The organism is Rhodoferax sp. GW821-FHT07F03 (genome assembly GCF_059418745.1).
The window spans coordinates 277,005-297,532 of record NZ_JBWKQM010000004.1 but is presented as its reverse complement, the minus strand read 5'-3'; the positions used below and the strand labels follow the sequence as shown (position 1 = coordinate 297,532).

Sequence of the window (20,528 nt, the reverse complement as noted above, 5' to 3'; positions counted from 1 at the left end):
TGCGGCCGAATTTGCCTCTACCATAGGGCTTCCAAGTTGCATTTCCCACGTCTAAAAATTGTTGCTCCGTTCATGGTGGAAACTGCTCTTACTGGCCATCCTGCTGGGATTGATGGCGCTATTGGCCTGGCTGGTCGCGGATGAGCTGAACACCTCCCGGCTGCAGGCGCGCTATCTGTCACGGTTGGGGCAAGAGCTGCGCTTTGCGCCGGAACCGGGGCCCAGCCCCGAAGACGCCATCCGCTTTCCACACAGCGGGCCCTACGACGAACGCCTGGGCTATAGCCAGATTCCGTCCTTCACCCAGTCCCTGACCGCACACGGCTATACCGTCACCCAGCAGGCGCGTATCTCGCCACGCATGGCCGAACTGGCCGACAACGGGCTTCCGCTGCCCTACGCAGAAAAGAACCAGGCCGGGCTGAACCTGCGCGACTGCAATGCCCAAACGCTGTATGCCGAACGCTTCCCTGAGCGCGGCTATGCGGACTTCCGCTCCGTGCCCTCGCTGCTGGTGAACACCTTGCTGTTCATCGAAGACCGCGACCTGCTGGACGACAGCCAGCCCAAACACAACCCCGCCATCAACTGGGGGCGCTTCAGCAAGGCCCTGACCGACCAGGTCGTGCACGCAGTGGACAAGTCGCACGAAGCCCCCGGCGCCAGCACGCTGGTCACGCAGATCGACAAATACCGCCACTCGCCCGAGGGCCGCACCGCCTCGCCACGCGAGAAGCTGCGGCAAATGGCCAGCGCCTCCATAAAGACCTATCTGGACGGCGAAAACACCCTGGCCTTCCGCCAGCAAACCGTGGTGGACTACCTGAACACCGTGCCGCTGGCCGCCAAGCCCGGCTACGGCGAAGTCAACGGCATGGGCGACGGCCTGTGGGCCTGGTACGGGCGCGATTTCAATGAGGTCAACCAGCTGCTGCAAGACAACGCAACTGAAACCGGCCCCGCGCTGCAAAGCCGGGCCGAGGCCTTCAAACAGGCAATGTCGCTGATGATTGCGCAGCGCCGGCCCTCCTACTATCTGCGCGAGGGCCGGGCCGCGCTGCAGCAGCTGGCCGATAGCCATTTGCGCGTGCTGGCCAGCGCAGGCATCATCTCGCCCGCGCTGCGGGACGCGGCCTTGCCCATCCAGCTCAAGCTGCAGCAAGACACTGGCGCTGAACCACCGGTGTCCTTTGTCTCACGCAAGGCGGTGACCGCATTGCGCAGCCACCTGTCCAGCCTGTTGCAGGTGAAACACCTGTACGACCTGGACCGCTTTGATATGGCGGCCAGCGCCACCTTGAACGGCGAGGTGCAGCGCGAGGTCAGCACTGTGCTGCGCCAGTTGAGCGAGCCCGCCAGCGCCAAGGCTGCCGGCCTGTATGGCCACAATATGCTCAGCCCCGGCGACGACCCGAGCAAGCTGGTGTTCAGCTTCACGCTGTTTGAGCAGCGCGACGGCGCCAACCTGCTGCGCGTGCAGACCGACAACTTCGACCAGCCCTTCGACATCAACGAAGGCGCACGGCTCAACCTGGGCTCCACCGCCAAACTGCGCACGCTGATCACCTACCTGGAAATCATCACCGAGCTGCACCAGCGCTATGCAGATATGGGCCCACAGGAGCTGGCCGCCGCCAAGGGCGACGACACCGACACTCTGAGCCGCTGGGCCCGCGCCTACATCGTCCAGGCGCAGGACAAAAGCCTGCGCCCCATGCTGGAGGCCGCCATGGAGCGCAGCTACTCCGGCAACCCGGGCGAGAGCTTCGTCACCGGCGGCGGCGTGCAAAGCTTTGAGAACTTCGAACCCGAAGAAAACTACAAGGTGATGACGGTGCGCGAGAGCTTCCAGCACTCGGTGAACCTGGTGTTTGTACGGTTGATGCGTGACGTGGTGCAGTACTACCAGTTCCAGCGCTCGGGTGCCAGCAGCGCCGCGCTGCCAGCCGTAGACTCGCCCGCACGGCAGGAAATTCTGGCCCGCTTTGCCGACAAGGAGGGCCGCCAGTTCATGGCCCGCTTCTACCGCAAATACCAGGGGCTGGCGCCCGACGCCGCCCAGGACCTGCTGCTGCAAACCATGCGCCCGGTGCCGGCACGGCTGGCCACGGTGTTCCGCAGCCTGCAGCCCGATGCGGATCTGGCGCAGTTCTCCGCCTTCATGCGCCAACGCCTGCCCGGCATGGCCTTGTCCGATGCCCAGCTGCAGGAGCTGTACGCCAAGTACGCGGTGGACAAATTTTCGCTGGCCGACCGGGGCTACATCGCCGGCATCCACCCGCTGGAGCTGTGGGTGGTCAGCTATATGCACCAGCAGCCGGGCGCCACGCTGGCGCAGACCCTGCAGGCCAGTAGCAGCGTGCGCCAGGATGTCTACAGCTGGCTGTTCAAAAGCAACCGCAAGGTGGCGCAGGATAAGCGCATACGCCAGATGCTGGAGCTGGAGGCCTTTCAGGAAATTGCCCAGGACTGGCGCCGGTTGGGCTACCCCTTTGAGTCGCTGACCCCGTCGCTGGCCACCGCCCTGGGCGCTTCGGGCGACCGCCCGGCAGCCCTGGCCGAACTGATGGGCATCATCGTCAACAAGGGCATGCGCCTGCCGTTGCGCAAGCTGCACAGCCTGGATTTCGCCAGCGGCACACCCTATGCCACCCGCTTTGAAAGCGCCCCGCCCGTCGCCGAGCGGCTGCTGCCCGAGGAGCTGACCGAGGTGGTGCGCCGCTCGCTGCTGGACGTGGTGAACGGCGGCACCGCCAGCCGGCTGCGCGACGGCTTCAAGCTGGCCAATGGCAGCAGCATCGACATCGGTGGCAAAACCGGCACCGGCGACCACCGCTTTGAAACCTATGGGCCCGGCGGGCGGCTGGTGTCCTCGCGCGCGGTGAACCGCTCGGCCACTTTTGTGTTTCTGCTGGGTGACCGCTTCTTTGGCACCATGACGGCCTATGTGCACGAGCCCTATGCGGCCAACTACCGCTTCACCAGCGCACTCTCGGCCCAGCTACTGAAGTCGCTGGCGCCCACCTTGCTGTCCAGCATGGGTGACAGCCCCGCAGCCAGCGCGCTGGCCTGTCGCAACTAAGCCCTCCCCATGCAAGCCGATCTTTTTGGCGGCACGCCAGCCGAGCTGGTGCTGGCCCCGCAGGCCAAGCTGCTGCAAGGGCTGGCCCTGCCCTATGTGCCCCGCCTGCTGGCTGCGCTGGAGCAGATCCAGCACACCGCACCCTTCCGCCACATGGTCACGCCGGGCGGCCAGCCCATGTCGGTTGCGCTGACCAACTGCGGTGCGCTGGGCTGGACCAACGACCGCCACGGCTACCGCTACAGCCCGCTCGATCCCGATACCGGCCAACCCTGGCCGCCCCTGCCCGAGGTGCTGCTGCAACTGGCACTAGAAGCCGCGGCGCGCGCGGGCTTCGCCGGCTTTGTACCGGACGCCTGCCTAGTCAACCGCTACCTGCCGGGCGCCCGCCTGTCGCTGCACCAGGACAAGGACGAGCGCGACTACAGCGCGCCCATCGTCTCGGTGTCGCTGGGTATACCGGCCACCTTTCTGCTGGGCGGCTTTGACCGCGTCGGCAAGACCCTGCGCGTACCGCTGGTGCACGGCGACGTGGTGGTCTGGGGCGGCGCCGACCGCCTGCGCTACCACGGCGTGCTGCGCGTGGCGCAAGCAGAACACCCGCTGCTGGGCGCGCAGCGCATCAACCTGACCCTGCGCAAAGCGGGCTGACCCACCGCCACTGGCGGCATAGACGAAATACGGCTACAGCGCAGGCAGCACCTGCGGAAGAAGCTATTTAATTTATAGCAAACCAAATCACACGAAGCCGGCAGCCATGCTGCGATGCAACATCGAATGCGGTTGACAGCCCAACTTTGCCGCCTCTATGATTGTCTTTCATAATACCAAAGACATATTGGAGGCAAGACGTGGCAGGCATTCAACTGAACCGGGTCAGCAAGCACTACGGCAACGTGGCGGTGATGAACGATCTGAGCCTGGACATCGCGCAAGGCGAGTTCCTGGTCTTCCTCGGCCCCTCGGGCTGCGGCAAATCGACCCTGCTGCGCATGATGGCCGGCCTGGAGCCTGTCACCAGCGGCAGCATCACCATTGCGGGCAAGGACGTAACCGACCTGCCGCCCGGCCAGCGCGGCGTGGCCATGGTGTTCCAGCACTACGCGCTGTACCCGCACATGAGCGTGTACGACAACATGGCCTTCGGCATGCGCAACATCGGCCTGGCCGAAGCCGAGATCGGCACCCGCATCACCGACGCCGCCCGCATGCTGGAACTGGAGCCGCTGCTGCAACGCAAGCCCGGTCAGTTGTCGGGCGGGCAGCGCCAGCGGGTGGCGATCGGCCGCTCCATCGTCAAGAACCCCAGCGCGTTTTTGTTTGACGAACCGCTGTCGAATCTGGACGCCGCCCTGCGCACCCGCACCCGGGTCGAGCTGGCACGGCTGCATCAACGGCTGCAATCGACCATGGTGTTCGTCACCCACGACCAGGTCGAGGCGATGACGCTGGCGACCCGCATCGTGGTGATGAACAAAGGCCAGATCGAACAGATCGGCGCGCCCATGGACATCTACCGCCGCCCAGCCACGCGCTTTGTGGCGGGCTTCATTGGCCAGCCGGCGATGAACTTCTTAGACACCGAGCGCATGGCCCCGCAAGACGGCCGGCTGTGCCTGCAACTGGCCCACGGCAGTGTGCTGCGCACCACGCTGATGGACGCCGACGTGCCGCAGACCGGTCCGCTGACCCTGGGCATCCGCGCCGAATCCATCACCGTAGACCCGCAAGGCGAGCTGCCCGGCCGCATCGACATCGTGGAGCGCCTGGGCGACCGCACGCTGGTGCACGTAGGCCTGGCCGATGGCAGCAGCGTGGTGGCCGAGGCCCACCGCGACAGTGCGGCCGCTCCCGGCGAAGCCGTGGCGCTGCGCATCGATAGCGCGCGCCTGCATGTGTTCGACGCAGCGGGCCTGGCCCACCACGCGCCGCTGTAAGGCCTGCCATGCAAAAACCCCGCAAACAGCCTAAGCACTGGGGCAACGCCTTGTTCGTGCTGCCCTTTCTGGTGGTCTACGTTTTGCTGCTGGTACTGCCGCTGGCCACCGGCTGGTGGCTAAGCCTGCGCGATGTGGACATGCTGGCCGACACCAGCGACTTCATCGGCCTGAAGAACTACGCCGACCTGCTGCACGACGACATCTTCATGGGCGCGGTGCGCAATACCTTTTACTTTGTGGGCATGACGACGCCAGTGTTCGTCGCACTAGGCTTGGCGCTTGCCTTGGCTTTAAACCGTCCTGGGCGCACCGGTGCTGCGCTACGCGCTATCTTTTTTGGGTCATCGGTGCTGTCGGTCACCATCGTCACCCTGGTGTGGCGCCTGGTATTGATGCCCGACCGGGGGTTGCTGTCGAACCTGATGCAGGGCATGGGCCTGGCACCGATTGCCCCCTTGGTCAGCGAGACCCTGGCCCTGCCGTCGGTGGCACTGGTCACCGTGTGGTGGATTATTGGCCTGCCCATGATGCTCTTCCTGGCCGCGCTGCAGCAGATCCCGCAAGAGATGTACGAAGCCGCGGCGCTGGACAACGCCGGCCGCTGGCGCACCTTTGTGTCCATCACCCTGCCGTCGATCAAGCGCACGGTGGCGCTGGTGGCGGTGATCGAAGTCATCCAGCAATTCCAGCTGTTCGGCCAGTCCTATCTGATGACGGCCGGCGGGCCGAACAACACCTCGCGCCCCATCGTCCAGTTCATTTATGAGACCGGCTTCCGGCAGTGGGCGCTGGGCTACTCGGCCGCCGCCGCCCAGGTGCTGTTCGTACTCATGCTGCTCGGCGTCAGCCTGCAAGCCTGGCTGAACCGCCGCAACGCTTAAACCTAGATGCCGCAGTTGACCGCTTGTTATCACATGGAACACCCTATGGCTATTGAATTTTGTGACTCTCTAGTTGTGCACCTCTTGGGTGGACCACGCTACACATCCGATTGCACCACTGGCGCCGCGTCTGGCTTCGTTGCTCCGCCTAGCGGGCATGAGCCCGCTGCGTTGTCGCGCCTATCCAGCCACGTCCCCAGCGGCACACTCGGACGTGTCCAACCACGGCATCTAGGTTAAAGGATCTCCGCAATGTCAAATATGGTTGGAAAAGGCTGGGGCGACCGCCTGGTGCTGGGTGCTGCGATTGCGCTGGCCTGCTTGTGGGTTGCACCCTTGCTGTGGGTTCTGATGCTGTCGTTCAAACCCAATGACGTGCTGGCGGCTCGCACCGATGTGCTGTTTGCACCGCCATTCACCTTGAAGAACTACAGCGATATTTTGGGCACCTCGTCGGTATTCCGCTGGCTGATGAACAGCGCCATCGTGTCGCTGGGCCAAACCTTCCTGACACTGGTGATCGCCTCGCTGGCCGGCTATGGCTTTGCCCGCACCACGTTTCCGGGCAGGCGCATCTTGTTTGCCTTCGTGCTGGCCGGGCTGGCCGTGCCCGAGCAGGCCATCATCGTGCCGCTGCACCGCATGTTTGCCGACCTGGAGCTGCACAACACCTATAGCGCGCTGATTTTGCCGCGGCTGGCAGCACCGTTCGGGGTGTACCTGATGGCCCAGTATTTCAAGGGCATACCGATGGAGCTGGAAGAGGCGGCGCTGCTGGACAACGCATCGAGGCTGAAGATCTTCTGGCGCATCATCCTGCCGCTATCGGTACCGGCGCAGGCCACGCTGGGCATCTTCACCTTCCTGAATTCGTGGAACGACTACCTGTGGCCGCTGGTGTCGGCATCCAAGTCCGAGATGTACACCATCACCCTGGGCCTGGCCTCGACGCAATCGAACTTTGCCCAAAGCGAAGGCATTGGCTACCTGATGTCGCAGGCGGTGTTTGCCGGGCTGCCACTGTTCATCCTGTACCTGTTCTTCCAGAAATACATCGTCACCGCAGTCGCCGGCACCGCCGTGCGCTGACACACCCCAAACGGGGCAGCGCCGATCCGCTGCACATGGAAAACGGCCATCCGCTGCGGTGGGGCCTGGATAAAAAAGGAGACAAGCATGCATTTCAGAAAGCTCACCATCCGCCTGCTAGCGGTCACTCTGGCCAGCAGTGCCGCGCTGTGTGCCGCCCAGGAGAAAACGGAAATCACCCTGGCCCGCTTCTTCGGCGCCTGCGAAGCCGACTACGGCAAGGCGACGGATGCCAGCAAGGCCCAGGGCGAGTGCGGCATCATCACCACGCTGGTGAATGAATTCAACGCCACCAACAAGCAGGGCATTGTGGTCAAGCCGCAGATCGCCGAATGGCAGCCGTTCTACGACCAGCTGAGCGCGCGCATCGTCTCCAAAGACGTGCCGACCATCAGCGTGATGCACGAGTCGGTGCTGGGCGACTACGTAGCGCGCAAACTGGTGGAGCCGCTGGACGATGGCTTCAAGTCGGTCGGCATCAGCACCGACCAGTTCAGCGAGCAGGCCAAGACCGGCACCATCATCGGCGGCAAAGCCTACGCCCTGCCCTTCGACACCTGGTCCTGGCTGTGGCACATCAACGGCAATCTGATGAAGAAGGCCGGCTTGACCAAGGCCGACGGCACGGTGATCCTGCCGCAAAGCCCCGAAGAGCTGCTGACCCAGGCGCGCAAGTTCAAGGAAGCCACCGGCAAGCCCTATCTGAGCTGGCCCGCCGCCGACGTGGCCGGCAACTTCCGCAGCCTGGTCACCCTGGTGGCCCAGCAGAACGCCAGCCTGTTCCCGACCAGCGGCAAGCAGATCGACATGCATTCCAAAGCCGTGCGTAACGCACTGGAACTGGCCAATACGCTGTACAGCGAAGGCCTGATCAAACCGAATCTGGACTACAGCGCGGGCAACCAAGCCTTTGTGAACGGCGACGTGGGTGTGCACATTGTGGGCACCTGGACGATTGGCGACTTTGTCGCTGCCGCAGAAAAAGCCGATTCGCCCCTGAAAGGCGGCTACTCGGTCGTGCCATTCGCCAAGCTCTACGCCAAGAAGGCCGCATTTGCCGATGGCCATAGCTGGGTGATGCTCAAAGGCGGCGCCAAGGACGACAAGACCCGCAAGGCCGCGCTGACCTTCATGAAGTTCCTGTGGGACCGCGACTACGAGTGGGCCCGCACTGGCCACTTGCCAGCCAACAAAACCGCTGCCGAGCGCGATGACTTTAAGAAGCTGCCGTTCCGCAACAACATCCTGGAAATCAGCTCCATCGGCGTATCGCTGCCTAACAGCGTGCCGCGCCAGCGCGCGATCGAGTCCATCGTTGGTGAAGAGATGGTCAACATGATGGTCGCCAAAAAGCCGATCGATGCGGTGCAGAAGTCGGCCGAAGAACGCGTCAACAAGCTGCTGGCAGGCGTTCGCTAGTTCACCCCTTTTTGCTGGGGCCTCCCGCCCCAGCCCACCCACTTTTTACAGGAAGCACACCATGATCTCCACCCGCCTGGTCGTAGACCGCGACTTCGTCGTCTCCGATCTCGACCGACGCATCTTCGGCTCCTTCGTCGAACACCTCGGCCGCGCGGTCTACACCGGCATTTACGAACCCGGCCACCCCACGGCCGACGAACGCGGCTTCCGCGGCGACGTGATGGAGCTGACCCGCGAACTCGGCCCCACCATCGTGCGCTACCCCGGCGGCAACTTTGTCTCGGGCTACAACTGGGAAGACGGCGTAGGCCCCGCCGCCGACCGCCCGGTGCGCCTGGACCTGGCCTGGGCTTCCACCGAGACCAACCAGTTCGGCACCAATGAATTCATGGAGTGGTGCAAGGCCACCGACATCGAACCGATGTGGGCCGTCAACCTGGGCACGCGCGGCCCGGACGAAGCCCGCGAATTCCTCGAATACTGCAACCACCCCGGTGGCACGGCCTTGTCGGACCTGCGCAAGTCGCACGGCGTAGAGGCCCCGCACGACATCAAGTTCTGGTGCCTGGGCAACGAGATGGATGGCCCCTGGCAGATCTGCTCCAAAACCGCCGACGAATATGGCCGCATCGCCCATGAAACCGCCAAGCTAATGCGCCTGGTCGACCCGACCATCCAACTCGCCGCCTGCGGCTCGTCGCAACACAATATGCCGACCTACGGCAAGTGGGAAGACACGGTGCTGGAGCACTGCTTTGACGACGTGGACTTCATCTCGCTGCACACCTATTTCGAAAACCGCGGCGACTCCACGCCCGAGTTCTTTGGCTGCATCGAGCAGATGGATGTATCTATCAAGGAGATCGTCGCCGTGGCCGATGGCGTGGCCGCGCGCAAGCATTCAACCAAGCGCATCATGCTGTCCTTCGACGAATGGAACGTCTGGTACAAGGCCCGCTCGATCAACGACCTGCGCAAGCCCGGCTGGCCGCAAGCCCCACGCCTGCTGGAAGAAATCTACAACACCGAAGACGCCCTGGTGGTCGGCGGCGCGCTCATCGTGATGATGAACAACGCCGACCGAGTCAAGGCCGCCTGCCTGGCGCAGCTAGTGAACGTGATCGGCCCCATCATGACCGAGCCCGGTGGCCCGGCCTGGCGCCAAACCATCTTCTACCCCTTCGCCCAGGCCACCCGCTTTGCCCACGGCAAGGTGCTGCGCCCGGTGATCGAGTCGCCCAGCTACGAAGCCAAGAGCCACCCGGAAATCCCCTACCTCTGCGCCTGCGTGGTGGACGACGAAAGCACCGGCACCACCACCGTGTTCGCGCTGAACCGCCATCTGACCGAAACCATGCAGCTGCGCGTCGAGCTGCGCGGCCTGGGCACGTCGCGCACGCTGGACCATGCGCTGGCCCTGCACCACAGCAATATGAAGGCCACCAACACCAAGGATGCCCCCAACACCGTGGTGCCGGAGAATAATCCGAACGTACAGGTAGACGGTGAAACCATTCTGGCGGAGCTGCAACCCGGCTCGTGGAACGTGATCGTCACCACCGCCATCGGTCGTATTTAAAGAGGCAGGGGCCCCCGTGCCCCTTGCCGCACAAGGAAAACGCATGTTCGAACGTGAACCACTGGTGGGCACGATGACCGCACAGGTCGCAAAAATCATTGGCATGCGCGTCGTCGGCGGAGAGTTCTTACCGGGCGACGCACTGCCGGTGGAAAGCGAGCTGTGCAGTGCCTACGGCGTCAGCCGCACCACCGTGCGCGAAGCCATCAAGCAGCTGTCCAGCAAGCGGCTGATCGACGTGTCGCCCAAGATCGGCACCCGCGTGCTGCCCTTTGCCGACTGGAACCTGCTGGACCGCGACGTGCTGGCCTGGCGCCTGCACGCGCAGTTCGACAGCAAGATCATCGAAGACATCTACGAGATGCGGCTGTGCTTTGAGCCGCGCGCCTGCTTTCTCGCCGCCCGCGCAGGCAATGCCGCCGACATGCAACTGCTGGACCGCCGCTACCGCGAGTTGGCCGAGGCCTACACCAGCAACGAGGTGCGCGCCGCCGCCGAGGCCGACCTGGCCTTCCACATGACCATCATCGAGGTGTCGCGCAACGGCATGTTCATCACCATAGGCAACGGCATTAAAACCGCGCTAAGGGTGTCGTCCGAAATGCTGCTGCGCCATGCCACCCGTCCCAGCGAAGACCTGGCACTGCACGCCGACGTACATCGCCACATCCTGGCCCACGAACCAGACGCCGCAGCCGCCGCCATGACGGCGCTGCTGTCGGCATCACAGGCCCGGCTGCTGCCGTATACCGTCCAGCCCTAGCCGGCAGGCGGAACTTTGAGGCGTTGAATGGTCGAAAATCGCTGTATTTTTCGGACCCCATGACATGCTTCTAAACACCATCCAGTCAAAGCAAACTTTGATACAGGCAGCCATCGTGGACCTGGACGGCACCATGGTGGACACCCTGGCTGACTTCGCTGCGGCCCTGAACGGCATGCTGGCCGATCTGGACCTGCCCGCCATCACGCCGCAGACCATAGAAACCATGGTAGGCAAGGGTACGGAACATCTGTTGCACTCCGTACTCAATCATGCTCTAGCGCAGACACCACCTGCACCCGAAGCTATCAATATAGAAGCACTCTACGCGCTGGCCTGGACACGTTACCAACACCACTACCTGGCCATCAACGGGCAGTTTTCGCAGGTTTACCCCGGTGTGCTGGAGGGCTTACGGGCCCTGCAAGGCAGGGGCTGGAAGCTGGCCTGCCTGACCAACAAGCCCACCGCTTTCGCCCTGCCCCTGCTGCAGGCCAAGGGCCTGGACGGCTTCTTCAGCCACGTATTTGGCGGCGATGCGTTTGAGCGCAAAAAGCCCGACCCGCTGCCCCTGCAAAAAACCTGCGAAGCCCTGGGCACGCTGCCCCAGCACACGCTGATACTGGGTGACTCGCAAAACGATGCGCAGGCCGCGCGCGCCGCCGGCTGCCCGGTGCTGCTGGTGCGCTACGGCTACAACCACGGCGAGCCGGTAGAGGCAGTGGACTGTGACGGCCTGCTGGACTCGCTCGCCGAGCTCACGCTGTAGCGTCAGCGCCCGCCATGCTCAGGCTTTGAGCTTCAGCATGTAGATGATGGCCGAGGCGGTAGTCTGGTCGATCTCTATGAAGCTGCGCAGATCGGCGCCATCCAGCCAGCTGGACTCCCAGCGGTTCTGCTTCAGTGCTTTCTGCCAGCTTGCATGTGCAGTCGCATTTTTAACCCCCGCCAGCAACTCCGCCACCCGTGCTGGCAGCACGCCGCTGCCCACAAACAGGCCACGCCAATTGGACATGACGGCATCCACCTTTTGGTCGCGGATAGCGGGAATGCCAAACATCGGCTTGCGCGCCGACACACCGATCGCCCGCAGCTTGCCGCTGGCCAGCAGGTCGGCGAACTCGCTATACCCCGACACGCCAGCCACCGCCTTACCCGACAACACAGCCTCGGCCGACTGCACTCCACTGGTGAACGGCAGGTACACCATATCGACCACCGGCGCCCCAGCGGCCCGCACAAACAAACCGGCAAAAATATGGTCGATGCCGCCAGCGGACCCGCCGGTAAACGGTACCTGCTTGGGGTCGGCCTTCACCATGGCAACCAGGTCGGTCACCGAGCGTATCGGAGAGTCTGCCTTGACCACCAGCACCAAGTAGTCGCCAGTCAAGCGGGCCAGCGGCTGGACCTGGGCCAACGTTACCGCAGGCCGCTGCAGGGCTACGGCGCCCACCATCACGGCACCGCCCACCATCAATGCATTCGGGTCCTGGCTGTAGCGCTGGGCATACGCGGCCAAGCCGATGGTGCCGCCCTTGCCACCCAAGTTCTCGTAGTCCACCTGCTCGCAGACGCCAGCCGCCACCATCGCTGCGCCTATGGCCCGGCCGGTCTGGTCCCAACCGCCACCCTCGTTGGCAGGAATAACGATACGCAGACGCTGAGCCAGCGGCTTGCTGGCATCTTTGGCGACTACTTTGGTTTGCGCGTACAGCGCTGGAGCGATGGCCGCCAGGGCTGCGCCCGACAGCTTGGACAAAACACCTCTACGACCCATACCCTGGTTCAGCATAGTTGGCTCTCGTTGCTAGTCAATACGGCACGGCCTTGGTGGACCGCAGGCGACATCAAAGCCCGCGTCAACCGGGCAACGGAAGCTTAACAAACCCCAAATGCTATTTTATTTATAGCTATCAGCAAAGGCATTGCCTGCGCCAGGGTCGTATTTCTTATACATTCGCAGCTCAGCAGTTGCTGAAATCGGGCTTGCGGTTCTCCATGAAAGCCGTCAACGCCTCCTTGGCCGCCGGCTCACGCAGCATCTTGCCGAAGATGCTGATTTCCTCGGCCATGCGCTCGGCTACCGGTGCGGCCAATTCCTGCTTCATCAAGCGCTTGCTGGTGACCAAGGACGCCAGCGGCTTGGCTGCCAGGCGCAAGGCCTGCCGATGTGCCAGCGCATGTACCTCGGCGGGCGGCACGATGCGGTTGATCAAGCCCACCTCCAGCGCCGTCTCTGCGGTGAACGGGTCGCCCAGCAGCAATGCCTCTGCGGCACGCTGGTGACCCATGAGACGCGGCAGCAGGTAGCTGGAGCCGGCCTCAGGGCACAAACCCAGGTTGACGAACGGGAGCGAAAACGCAGCGTTATCCCCTGCATAGACCAGATCGCAATGCAACAGCATGGTGGTGCCCACGCCCACCGCTGCGCCGCACACAGCGGCCACCAGCGGCTTGGGAAATGTGCTGATAACGCGCAGAAAGCGGATCACCGGTGACTCTGCTGTAGGCGCTGGTGCATTCAAAAAATCACCAATGTCGTTACCAGCCGAGAAGATGGTTTCGTGGCCCTGGATGACGGCCACGCGCACACTGGCGTCGGCTGCAGCGCCTTCCAGCGCATCGGCGATGGCGGCGTACATCACCGAAGTCAGCGAATTCTTCTTGGCCACGCGATTCAGCGTGATGGTCAGGATGCCGTCTTCGGTGTGGGTGAGGATGTCAGTCATGGGGTCACTCGGTAGAAAAATGCGGATGTTAACAACCGCAATGTCACTATCATTTAAATAGCTGCTTGCACAATTGGAATAAGCGCCAGCGGCCTAAAAGACTTAAACCCGCACAGTAGCCGCCCCTTCCAGAGAACCCGTGGAACTGGCTCCGCCAGGCCACAGGGTTCGCCCCCTGCGTGTCGCATCGGTTTTTCAAACCGATGCGAGAGGGGTTGGCGGAAAGTGCGCAGCACTGTAGCCTGGGGTGAGCCTATTAAACTCTCTCGAAGATACCAGCTGCGCCCTGGCCCATGCCGACGCACATGGTCACCATGCCGTACTTCAGGTTGTTGCGGCGCAGTGCGTGGATCACGGTCGCCGCGCGGATGGCACCGGTGGCGCCCAGCGGGTGGCCGAGCGCAATCGCGCCGCCCATCGGGTTCACCTTGGACGGGTCCAGGCCCAGGGTGTTGATGACGGCCAGTGATTGCGCCGCGAAGGCTTCGTTCAGCTCAAACCAGTCGATGTCCTGGTGCTGCAGGCCGGCGTAGCGCAGCGCGGCGGGAATCGCCTCTATCGGGCCTATGCCCATGATGTGCGGCGGCACGCCTTTGCTGGCAAAGCTGACGAAGCGCGCCAGCGGCGTCAGGCCGAAGCGCTTGATGGCCGACTCGCTGGCCAGGATCAGAGCGCCGGCGCCGTCGGAGGTCTGCGAGCTGTTGCCGGCCGTGACCGAGCCGCGCGCCGAGAACACCGTCTTCAGCTTGCCCAGTCCTTCCACCGTGGTTTCGGGGCGCACGCCTTCGTCCAGATTGACGGTACGCTGGGTCACCGTGACCTTGGCGCTGTCCAGATCGACGCTGCGGTCGTCCACCGTGATCGGGGTGATCTCGTCGGTAAAGGCGCCGGCCTTCATCGCCGCCAGGGCTTTCATGTGCGATGCATAGGCGAACTCGTCTTGCGCGCTGCGGCTGATCTTCCACTGCTGCGCCACCTTCTCGGCCGTCAGCCCCATGCCGTAGGCGATGCCGTAGTTGTCCACGTCATCGGTGTTCGTGAAGATGTTCGGCGACAGGCTGGGCCCGTTGCCCATCATCGGCACCATGCTCATGCTCTCGACGCCGGCGGCAAACATCACATCGGCCTCGCCGACGCGGATGCGGTCGGCCGCCATCTGCACCGCGCTGATGCCCGAGGCGCAGAATCGGTTCACGGTGATGCCGCCCACCGAATTCGGCAGGCCGGCCAGCACCGCGCCAATGCGCGCCACGTTCAGACCCTGCTGGGCTTCGGGGATGGCGCAGCCGCAGATCACGTCTTCAATGGTCGCCGGGTCGAGGCCCGGCACCTGGGCCAGGGCCGCGCGCAGCGTGGTGGCCAGCAGCTCATCGGGTCGGGTATTGCGCAGATAGCCTTTGTGCGAACGGCCGATCGGCGTGCGGGTGGCGGCGACGATGTAGGCGTCTTGGATTTGCTTGCTCATATTCGTTCCTTAGTTGCGCACGGGCTTGCCGGTGTTCAGCATACCCATGATGCGTTCCTGCGTTTTTGCGTTGTCCAGCAGGCTGCAGAAGGCTTTGCGTTCCAGGCTCATCAGGTATTCCTCGGTCACCAGCGTGCCGCTGTCCACGTCGCCGCCAGTCACCACGCCGGCGATCAGGCTGGCGATGTGGAAGTCGTGCTGGCTGATGAAGCCGCCGTCGCGCATGTTCACCAACTGGCCCTGGATGGTGGCCTTGCCATTGCGGCCTGCCACCAGGAATTGGCGCTTGTGCGGCGCGCGGTAGCCGCCAGCGGCCATGGCTTTCGCTTCGTTCAGCGCCACAAACAGCAGCTCGTCCTTGTTCGGCACGATGACGTCGCTGTCCAACAGGTAGCCGAGCTTGCGGCTTTCCAGCGCGCTGGTGCCGACCTTGGCCATCGCGGCAGCCGTGAAGCCTTCGGTCAGGAAGGGCAGCAAGTCCTTGTGGGTGGACAGGGCAGCGTTCTCGGCAGCCCGGCGGGCGATATAGGTCAGGCCACCCGCGCCAGGCACCAAGCCGACGCCGACTTCGACCAGGCCGATATAGCTCTCCATCGCCACCACGCGTCGGGCCGAGTGCACGGCCAGCTCGCAGCCGCCGCCCAGCGCCAGGCCGCGCACGGCAGACACCACAGGCACATTGGCGTAGCGGATTTTCAGCATCACGTTTTGCAGTGCCTTTTCCATCTTGTTGATGGCACCCGCACCGCCCATCATGAAGCCGGGCAGCATGGCCTGCAGATCGGCACCGGCGCTGAAGGGCTCGTCGCCCGACCAGATCACCACGCCGGCGTAGTCCTTCTCGGCCAGATCGACCGCGCGGGCCAGGCCTTCAGAGACTTCGGGGCTGATGGCGTGCATCTTGGTCTTGATGCTGGCGATGATGATCTGGTCATCGAGTGTCCAGAGGCGGATCGCCTTGTCTTCATGCAAGGTCTTGCCAGCGGTTTCAAAGCCGCCGCCCAGGCCCAGGCCCTGGGTGTGGCCGGATATTTTTTCGGGAAACAGCTGCCTGGCGTAGACAGGCAGTGCGTGGCGCGCTACAAATTTGGAAGTAGATGGGTTCCACGAGCCTTCGGCCGTGTGGACGCCACCGGCCTCTGCCACCGGGCCGTTGAACACCCAGTCGGGCAGCGGCGCATTGCTCAGCGCTTTGCCGGCGGCGATGTCTTCCTTGATCCAATTCGCCACGGTCAGCCAACCGGCTTCCTGCCAGAGCTCGAACGGGCCTTGCTGCATGCCGAAGCCCCAGCGCATCGCCAGGTCCACGTCGCGCGCGGTTTCAGCAATGGTTTGCAGGTGCACGGCGGCGTAGTGGAAGCTGTTGCGCAGAACGGCCCACAGAAACTGGCCTTGCGGTCCCTCGCTGTTGCGCAGCAGGGCCAGACGTTCGGCGGCGGGCTTTTTCAGCATGCGGCCGTAGACCTCGTCAGCCTTCTCGCCACCGGCCACGTAGTTGCCCGAAGCCATGTCGAAGCGCAGGATGTCGCGGCCCACTTTCTTGAAGAAACCCGCCTTGGCCTTCTGGCCCAGGTTGCCCATCTCCAGCAGCTTGGCCAGCACCGGCGGCGTACCGTAGCTGCCGTAGAACGGGTCGGTCTCTAAACTCAAATTGTCTTGCAGCGTCTTGACCACATGGGCCATAGTGTCGAGGCCCACCACGTCGGCGGTGCGGAAGGTGCCCGAGCTGGCACGGCCCAGCCGCTTGCCGGTCAGGTCGTCGACCACGTCATAGGTCAGGCCGAACTTGGCGGTCTCGCCGATGATGCCCAGCATGCCGGCAATGCCGACACGGTTGGCGATGAAGTTCGGCGTGTCCTTGGCGCGCACCACGCCCTTGCCCAGGCTGGTGGTGACAAAGGCTTCAAGCTGGTCCAGCGCTTCGGGCCGGGTGGTGGGCGTGTTGATCAGCTCCACCAGGTACATGTAGCGCGGCGGGTTGAAGAAATGGATGCCGCAGAAGCGCGGCTTGATTTCCTCGGGCAAGGCCTCGCTGAGTTTGGTGATCGACAGGCCGGAGGTGTTGGACGCCACCAGCGCGTGCGGGGCGACGAAGGGCGCGATCTTCTTGTACAGATCGAGCTTCCAGTCCATGCGCTCGGCAATGGCTTCGATGACCAGGTCGCAGTCTTTCAACTGCTCCAGGTGGTCGTCGTAATTGGCCTGCTGGATCAGCTCCGCATCTTCGGCCACGCCGAGAGGTGCAGGCTTGAGTTTTTTCAGGTTGGCGATGGCCTTGGCGGTGATGCCGTTGGCCGGGCCTTCTTTGGCCTTCAGGTCAAACAGCACGACCTGCACTTTGACGTTGACCAGGTGCGCAGCAATCTGCGCACCCATCACGCCTGCGCCTAGCACGGCGACTTTTTTGATGGGAAATTTAGACATCACATTCTTTCGATTTATTGCACGCGCAGCCAGATCTGGGTGCGATAGAAGGGGCCGATGTAGCCACGCACCTGCAGCTTCTTGCCGTCTTCCAGCGGCACCATGCGCAGGGTGTAGTTCTTGCCGTTGTCGGGGTCGAGGATCTTGCCGTCTTCCCACAAGTCCTTGCCCTCGGCCTTCTTCGCACCGCGGATGATTTCCATGCCGACCTTGGGCTTGTCTTTGCGGTCGTCCGTGCACTGTGTGCAGTTGGGCTCACCGCTGGTGACCAAGGCTTTTTCCACCACACCGGAGAGCACGCCGTTGTTGGCGGTGATGCGGATCTCTGCCTTGGGCTCACCGGTCTTGTCGTCGATATTGCGCCACAGCCCTTCGGGCGTCATTTGGGCAAATACGCCGCTAGCGCAGATAAAACCTGCGCAGAGTGCTATCAATTTCTTCATGGCATGTCTCCGGTGCAGTTTTAAGCAAGAGCTGCGTCGGTGTCCATCAAAGCCTTGCTGCCGCTACGGATGGTGCGCATCAGCGTCGCGGTTTCAGGGAACAGCTTGGCGAAATAGAAGCGTGCGGTTTGCAGCTTGGCCTGGTAGAACGGGTCTGTGTTGCCAGCTGCGATCTCGCGCAGCGCCACCTGCGCCATGCGGGCCCAGAAATAGCCAAATACCAGATGGCCCACCACGCGCAGATAGTCCACGGCGGCCGCGCCCACCTCATCGGCGTTCTGGAAGCCCTTGAAGCCCAGCTCGGTGGTCAACTTGGTGACCTGGTCACCCAGGATGGCGATGGGGGTGATGAACTCGCCCATCTTCTCGTTCACGCCCTCTTCTTCTACCAGCGCGGCGACCAGCTTGCCGAACTTCTTCAGGGTGGCGCCGTTGTTGCCCAGGATCTTGCGGCCCAGCAGGTCCAGAGACTGGATGGTGTTGGTGCCTTCGTAGATCATGTTGATGCGGTTGTCGCGCACATACTGCTCCATGCCCCATTCCTTGATGAAGCCGTGGCCGCCAAACACCTGCATGCAGGCATTGGTGGAGATGTGGCCGTTGTCGGTCAGGAAGGCTTTGACGATAGGCGTCAGCAGAGCCAGCATGTCGCCGGAGTCGGCACGTACCTTCTCGTCGGGGTGGCTGTGTTCCTTGTCCAGCAGCACGCCACAGAATATGCCCAGCGCGCGGCCACCTTCGGCATAGGCCTTGGCGGTGAGCAGCATCTTGCGCACATCGGGGTGCACGATGATGGGGTCGGCCGGTTTGTCCTTGGCCTTGTTACCGGTCAGCGAGCGCATCTGGATACGGTCCTTGGCGTAGGCCAGGGCGTTCTGGTAGGCCACCTCGGTCAAGCCCAGGGACTGGTTACCCACACCCAGGCGGGCTGCGTTCATCATCACGAACATCGCCGCCAAGCCCTTGTTGGGCTGGCCCACGATAGTGCCGATGGCGCCGTCCAGCACCATCTGGCAAGTGGAGTTGCCGTGGATGCCCATCTTGTGTTCCAGGCCGCCGCAGTAGATGCCGTTGCGCTCACCCATAGTCACATTGCCATTGCCGTCGGCGTTGGCATGGAACTTGGGCACGGCAAACAGGCTGATGCCCTTGCTGCCTTGGGGCGCATCCGGCAGGCGGGCCAGCACCAGGTGGACGATGTTCTCGGCCAGGTCGTGCTCACCCGCGCTGATGAAAATCTTGTTGCCGGTGATGGCGTAGCTGCCGTCGGCCAACGGTTCAGCCTTGGTACGCAGCAAGCCCAGGTCGGTACCGCAATGCGGCTCGGTCAGGCACATGGAGCCGGTCCATTGGCCGCTGACCAGCTTGGGCAGATACAGCGCCTTTTGCGCATCGGTACCGTGGGCCAGCAGGGCTTCGTAAGCGCCATGTGACAGGCCGGGGTACATGGTCCAGGCCTGGTTGGCCGAGTTCAGCATTTCATAGAAGCACTGGTTCACCACAAACGGCAGGCCCTGGCCGCCGTAGGCCGGGTCGCAACTGAGCGCGGCCCAGCCGCCTTCGACGTACTGCGCATAAGCTTGCTTGAAGCCCTTGGGGGCAGTGACTTCGTGCGTGGTTTTGTCCAGTGTGCAGCCTTCGGCATCGCCGCTAATGTTCAGCGGGAAGGCGACCTCGGCGGCGAACTTGCCGCCTTCTTCCAGCACGGCGTTGATGGTGTCGGCATCGGTGTCCACATGCTGTGGGCACAGCTTCAGGTCGTCGGTGACCTTGAGCACTTCGTGCATCACAAATTGCATGTCGCGCAGGGGGGGCGTGTAAGTGGGCATGGTTAGTCCTTGGAAATACGGGAAGGGTTGGAAGTAGAGACTGGCGCGGTAACACCGTAGCGCGCCAGGATGTTGTCAAACCCGGTGTTGGCGCGGGCCACGGCACCGGGGGTTTTCAAAAATCGGGCTTCGTAGTGCAGCGACAGAATCAGGCCATGGATCTCGAACGCGGCCTGGCGCTCGTCCGCATCGGGGCGCAGATCGCCCTCTTCCTTGGCCTGCTCCAGCGCCCGACAAAATGCCGACAACCAGGCCTGGACCGAGCTGGCCAGAGCGTCACGCACCGGGCCGGGCCGGTCGTCAAACTCAACCGCGCCGCTAATGAAGATGCAACCCGACTGCAGCTCGATGGACACGCGCTGCATCCAGTTGGCAAACAGCGCCTTCACCCGTGGCATGCCACGCGGAGCCTGCATGGCGGGGTAGAACACCTCGGCCTCGAACTGGCGGTGGTACTCGCGGATCACCGATATCTGCAACTCTTCGCGTGAACCGAAATGCGCGAACACGCCGGACTTGCTCATGTGTGTGACTTCGGCCAGAGCACCGATGCTCAAGCCCTCCAGCCCGATATGGCTGGCCAGACGCAGCGCCGCCTCGATGATGGATGCCTTGGTCTGCCGGCCCTTGATCAAGGCGCGACCATCCCGCACGCCCTCTACCGCAGGGGCGCGGGTGGCATCCACAGGGTCTCCTTTGGCAGACATGGCATCCTTTACGCAAAAATAAAACGAACGATCGTGCTATTTAAGGATATTCGAAGCCAATGCTTTTAGCAATGCATTTTTTGGGAAGGCCCATGCAATAAGCCCAAGTACTAACCCTAGGTTGGCTATAAAACACGCCCATCTTTAACTGCAAGGCAATGCATTGCCTCAG

16 protein-coding genes are annotated in these 20,528 nt (G+C 63.1%); 9 read left to right on the top strand and 7 right to left on the bottom strand.

Going from position 1 to position 20,528, the window contains the following annotated elements; translation table 11 throughout:
• The first annotated feature begins 112 nt into the window (after window positions 1-112).
• The 9 genes from AC07R0_RS07800 to gph all read left to right on the top strand — a co-directional run bounded on the left by AC07R0_RS07800 (window position 113) and on the right by gph (window position 11,525).
• Window positions 113-3,082 carry a transglycosylase domain-containing protein gene (locus AC07R0_RS07800; protein WP_495104445.1) on the top strand — a complete coding sequence of 990 codons (2,970 nt, stop codon included), beginning with the start codon at window positions 113-115 and terminating at the stop codon, window positions 3,080-3,082.
• A 9-nt stretch (window positions 3,083-3,091) separates the two neighbouring features.
• Window positions 3,092-3,733 carry a DNA oxidative demethylase AlkB gene (alkB, locus tag AC07R0_RS07795; protein ID WP_495104391.1) on the top strand — a complete coding sequence of 214 codons (642 nt, stop codon included), beginning with the start codon at window positions 3,092-3,094 and terminating at the stop codon, window positions 3,731-3,733.
• Between the two features lie 200 nt (window positions 3,734-3,933).
• Window positions 3,934-5,019: an ABC transporter ATP-binding protein gene (locus tag AC07R0_RS07790; protein ID WP_495104390.1), complete on the top strand. Its 1,086-nt coding sequence runs from the start codon at window positions 3,934-3,936 to the stop codon at window positions 5,017-5,019.
• Window positions 5,020-5,027: 8 nt separating this feature from the next.
• Complete coding sequence (locus AC07R0_RS07785; protein WP_495104389.1) at window positions 5,028-5,903, top strand: carbohydrate ABC transporter permease; 876 nt, start codon at window positions 5,028-5,030, stop codon at window positions 5,901-5,903.
• Window positions 5,904-6,155: 252 nt separating this feature from the next.
• Window positions 6,156-6,992 carry a carbohydrate ABC transporter permease gene (locus AC07R0_RS07780; protein WP_495074104.1) on the top strand — a complete coding sequence of 279 codons (837 nt, stop codon included), beginning with the start codon at window positions 6,156-6,158 and terminating at the stop codon, window positions 6,990-6,992.
• 87 nt (window positions 6,993-7,079) lie between these two features.
• A complete protein-coding gene (locus AC07R0_RS07775) occupies window positions 7,080-8,411 on the top strand; it encodes an extracellular solute-binding protein (protein ID WP_495104388.1) in 1,332 nt (443 codons plus the stop codon).
• Between the two features lie 61 nt (window positions 8,412-8,472).
• Window positions 8,473-9,993, top strand: coding sequence for an arabinosylfuranosidase ArfA (gene arfA, locus AC07R0_RS07770; RefSeq protein ID WP_495104387.1), 1,521 nt, complete (start codon window positions 8,473-8,475; stop codon window positions 9,991-9,993).
• Window positions 9,994-10,036: 43 nt separating this feature from the next.
• A complete protein-coding gene (locus tag AC07R0_RS07765; protein WP_495074107.1) occupies window positions 10,037-10,756 on the top strand; it encodes a FadR/GntR family transcriptional regulator in 720 nt (239 codons plus the stop codon).
• A 64-nt stretch (window positions 10,757-10,820) separates the two neighbouring features.
• On the top strand, window positions 10,821-11,525 hold the full coding sequence (gene gph, locus AC07R0_RS07760; protein ID WP_495104386.1) for a phosphoglycolate phosphatase: 705 nt from the start codon (window positions 10,821-10,823) through the stop codon (window positions 11,523-11,525).
• Window positions 11,526-11,543: 18 nt separating this feature from the next.
• On the opposite strand, the gene AC07R0_RS07755 is transcribed toward gph, so the two are convergent.
• From AC07R0_RS07755 to AC07R0_RS07725, 7 genes are all read right to left on the bottom strand, one after another.
• Window positions 11,544-12,551, bottom strand: a complete 1,008-nt coding sequence (locus AC07R0_RS07755; RefSeq protein ID WP_495104385.1) for a Bug family tripartite tricarboxylate transporter substrate binding protein — start codon at window positions 12,549-12,551, stop codon at window positions 11,544-11,546.
• 172 nt (window positions 12,552-12,723) lie between these two features.
• Window positions 12,724-13,488: an enoyl-CoA hydratase gene (locus AC07R0_RS07750; protein WP_495104384.1), complete on the bottom strand. Its 765-nt coding sequence runs from the start codon at window positions 13,486-13,488 to the stop codon at window positions 12,724-12,726.
• A 256-nt stretch (window positions 13,489-13,744) separates the two neighbouring features.
• Entirely contained in the window at window positions 13,745-14,953 is a 1,209-nt protein-coding gene (locus tag AC07R0_RS07745) for an acetyl-CoA C-acyltransferase (protein WP_315236621.1), read from the bottom strand.
• A gap of 9 nt (window positions 14,954-14,962) precedes the next feature.
• Window positions 14,963-17,377, bottom strand: coding sequence for a 3-hydroxyacyl-CoA dehydrogenase/enoyl-CoA hydratase family protein (locus AC07R0_RS07740; protein ID WP_495104383.1), 2,415 nt, complete (start codon window positions 17,375-17,377; stop codon window positions 14,963-14,965).
• 14 nt (window positions 17,378-17,391) lie between these two features.
• Window positions 17,392-17,820, bottom strand: coding sequence for a DUF2147 domain-containing protein (locus AC07R0_RS07735; RefSeq protein ID WP_495104382.1), 429 nt, complete (start codon window positions 17,818-17,820; stop codon window positions 17,392-17,394).
• 20 nt (window positions 17,821-17,840) lie between these two features.
• A complete protein-coding gene (locus AC07R0_RS07730; RefSeq protein ID WP_495074113.1) occupies window positions 17,841-19,649 on the bottom strand; it encodes an acyl-CoA dehydrogenase C-terminal domain-containing protein in 1,809 nt (602 codons plus the stop codon).
• Window positions 19,650-19,651: 2 nt separating this feature from the next.
• Window positions 19,652-20,356 (bottom strand): TetR/AcrR family transcriptional regulator, encoded by a 705-nt coding sequence (locus tag AC07R0_RS07725; protein ID WP_495104381.1) that lies wholly within the window; start codon window positions 20,354-20,356, stop codon window positions 19,652-19,654.
• Window positions 20,357-20,528 lie beyond the last annotated feature (172 nt).

What these genes read in the sequence shown, in the direction of transcription:
- AC07R0_RS07800 (WP_495104445.1), top strand. Translation starts at nt 113, where the DNA reads ATGGCGCTATTGGCCTGGCTGGTCGCGGATGAGCTGAACACCTCCCGG.
- alkB (WP_495104391.1), top strand. Translation starts at nt 3,092, where the DNA reads ATGCAAGCCGATCTTTTTGGCGGCACGCCAGCCGAGCTGGTGCTGGCC.
- AC07R0_RS07785 (WP_495104389.1), top strand. Translation starts at nt 5,028, where the DNA reads ATGCAAAAACCCCGCAAACAGCCTAAGCACTGGGGCAACGCCTTGTTC.
- AC07R0_RS07780 (WP_495074104.1), top strand. Translation starts at nt 6,156, where the DNA reads ATGTCAAATATGGTTGGAAAAGGCTGGGGCGACCGCCTGGTGCTGGGT.
- AC07R0_RS07775 (WP_495104388.1), top strand. Translation starts at nt 7,080, where the DNA reads ATGCATTTCAGAAAGCTCACCATCCGCCTGCTAGCGGTCACTCTGGCC.
- arfA (WP_495104387.1), top strand. Translation starts at nt 8,473, where the DNA reads ATGATCTCCACCCGCCTGGTCGTAGACCGCGACTTCGTCGTCTCCGAT.
- AC07R0_RS07765 (WP_495074107.1), top strand. Translation starts at nt 10,037, where the DNA reads ATGTTCGAACGTGAACCACTGGTGGGCACGATGACCGCACAGGTCGCA.
- gph (WP_495104386.1), top strand. Translation starts at nt 10,821, where the DNA reads ATGCTTCTAAACACCATCCAGTCAAAGCAAACTTTGATACAGGCAGCC.
- AC07R0_RS07755 (WP_495104385.1), bottom strand. Translation starts at nt 12,551, where the DNA reads ATGCTGAACCAGGGTATGGGTCGTAGAGGTGTTTTGTCCAAGCTGTCG.
- AC07R0_RS07750 (WP_495104384.1), bottom strand. Translation starts at nt 13,488, where the DNA reads ATGACTGACATCCTCACCCACACCGAAGACGGCATCCTGACCATCACG.
- AC07R0_RS07745 (WP_315236621.1), bottom strand. Translation starts at nt 14,953, where the DNA reads ATGAGCAAGCAAATCCAAGACGCCTACATCGTCGCCGCCACCCGCACG.
- AC07R0_RS07740 (WP_495104383.1), bottom strand. Translation starts at nt 17,377, where the DNA reads ATGTCTAAATTTCCCATCAAAAAAGTCGCCGTGCTAGGCGCAGGCGTG.
- AC07R0_RS07735 (WP_495104382.1), bottom strand. Translation starts at nt 17,820, where the DNA reads ATGAAGAAATTGATAGCACTCTGCGCAGGTTTTATCTGCGCTAGCGGC.
- AC07R0_RS07730 (WP_495074113.1), bottom strand. Translation starts at nt 19,649, where the DNA reads ATGCCCACTTACACGCCCCCCCTGCGCGACATGCAATTTGTGATGCAC.
- AC07R0_RS07725 (WP_495104381.1), bottom strand. Translation starts at nt 20,356, where the DNA reads ATGTCTGCCAAAGGAGACCCTGTGGATGCCACCCGCGCCCCTGCGGTA.